1 protein-coding gene is annotated in these 2094 nt (G+C 72.4%); it reads left to right on the forward strand.

Annotated features, from left to right (window positions below; translation table 11 throughout):
- Window positions 1–1309: 1309 nt before the first annotated feature.
- The gene (locus ACAM49_RS39955; protein WP_369640703.1) at window positions 1310–2086 is read left to right on the forward strand and encodes a hypothetical protein; all 777 of its coding nucleotides are present in this window, start codon (window positions 1310–1312) and stop codon (window positions 2084–2086) included.
- The last annotated feature ends 8 nt before the right edge of the window (window positions 2087–2094 follow it).

The raw sequence follows: 2094 nt of genomic DNA on the forward strand, positions 1-2094 counted from the left end.
CCCGAAGGCCGCGCAGACCGGACCCGCCACACCCCAGGCAGCACCGACCGAATCCGGTGCAGCCCAATCAGCCTCGACAAAATCCGCTGCACCCCAAGCAGCACCGGCCAAACCTGGTGCAGCCCAATCAGCGTCAGCCGAACCCAGTACAGCCCAGGCCGCACCGGCCGAACCCGGCACGGCCCAGCTCCCACCCACCGAACCCGGTACGGCCAAGGTCGCACCCACCGAACCCGGTACGGCCAAGGTCGCACCGGGCCCGGCGCCCACGACGTCGGGCACCACGGCAACCGACTCACGCGCGCCGAGAACCGAGCCCGGCAAGCCCCGCCCCGGATTCCCCACTGTCCGCCTCACCGGCGACACCCCGCGATCCGCCCCGCGCACAAGCCAACCCACCGATGACACCCCGCGCCCGGGGTCGGCTCCCCGCCTCACCGGCGACAACCCGCGTCCCGGCACGGGCACGGTGCGCCTCGGCGGCACCCGCATCGCGTCGGGCGCCCGCCGCCTAACCGGCGACACCCCGCCAACCGGTGCGGCCCCCGGACGACTCGAGGGTGATCCCCCTCCAATCGAATCGGCCACCGGCCAACCAACAAGCGATGCCGCTCCAACCAAACCGGCCACCGGCCAATCGACTGGCGACGCCGCTCAAATCGAACCGGCAACCGGCCAATCAAGGGGCGACGCCGCTCGAATCGAACCGGCCTCCGGCCAATCAACGGGCGACGCCGCTCAAATCGAACCGGCAACCGGCCGACCAACTGGCGGCACCCCTCCAATCGAAAGGTCCACCGGCAAACCAACGGGCGGCACCCCTCTGAGCGAAACGTCCACCGGCAAACCAACCGGCGACGCCCCTCTGAGCGGATCGGCCACCGGCCAATCCACCGGCGATGTCTCTCGATCCGGGGTCGGTTCCCACCACCCCACCGGCAGCTCCCATCAACCCACCGGCAGCGGCCCCGACCGACCCGCGGACGACGGCCCCGATCGGTCTGCGGGCGACGGCCCCGACCGACCTGCGGGCGACGGGTCTCCGAGCCGTTCCGGCGCAGGTGAACTCGGCGGCAGTGCACGGGTCGACATCGGTAAGGGCACCGGGGCGCGCAGGGTCTCGTCGCTTCAGGGTGATGACCCGCACTACTGGTCGCGTCCGAATACGCCCGGGGACAACAAGGAGCGGCCTCGTGGCGGCGGCGCGGCGGCTCGGCGAGCAGATGGCGGATTCACGCGCCGCGAGGACAGCGGCGACGCGGGTCGAGATGGTCGTGACCGGGCTGGGCAGGGGGCTGGGCGGCCGCCGATGCCCGCGCTCGTGCCTTCCGGTAGTGGGCAGGTCGCGCCCGCGGCGGAGGCGGGGACGCCCGGGTGGGCTTCGTGGTTGAACGAGGCGTCGTGGTCCGGGGAGGGCGGGGAGCGTGAGGGTGAGCGCCGGAGTGCGGTCAGCCCTTACGAATTGATGGCCGAGGATCCGATGGCGGCGCTGGTCGTGGAGGCGCGGCGGCGGGCGGCGCAGACGCAGCGGCGACTGCGGATCCGCACCCGCGCCATCGCGATTGCTGGAGCGTCGCTGGTGCTCGTGATCATGGCGGTCGTGGTGTGGCTGGTGGTCACGCCCGGGGATTCGCCCGCGCCGCAGGCGGTTCCGATCACCGCCACCGCGGTCGCGCCCACGACGACCACCGCGAACCAGCCGGGACTGGTGGCGTGGTGCCAGGAGGTCAGCACGCCGGACCGGGTGAGCGGGGCCAGCGCGGGCGATCTGGGCAGCGGGCCCGGCGTCATCATGCGCCTCGAATACGCCTGGTACGTCCAGCGCGATCCGGCCGCGGTGCGCGCCCTGCTCGCCCCCGACGCCCGCGTCGCCCCGGAACAGGCCACCCGCGACGCCATCGCCGCCACCCCCGCCGGAACCAAACACTGCGTCACCATCACCGGCGCGAGCCCCGACCAATGGAACGTCACCGTCGACGAGAAACACCCCGACGGCACCCAAACCACCTGGCAACAGGTCATCACCACCTCCACCACCCGCGACGGCCAGGTCCGCATCACCTCCATCGTCGCCGGAAGCCGGTGACCCATGGT

Source organism: Nocardia sp. JMUB6875 (assembly GCF_041154655.1).
GTDB lineage: Bacteria > Actinomycetota > Actinomycetes > Mycobacteriales > Mycobacteriaceae > Nocardia.

Bases quoted from the DNA above. Each gene is read 5' to 3' on its own strand.
- ACAM49_RS39955 (WP_369640703.1), top strand. From the start codon at position 1,310: ATGCCCGCGCTCGTGCCTTCCGGTAGTGGGCAGGTCGCGCCCGCGGCG.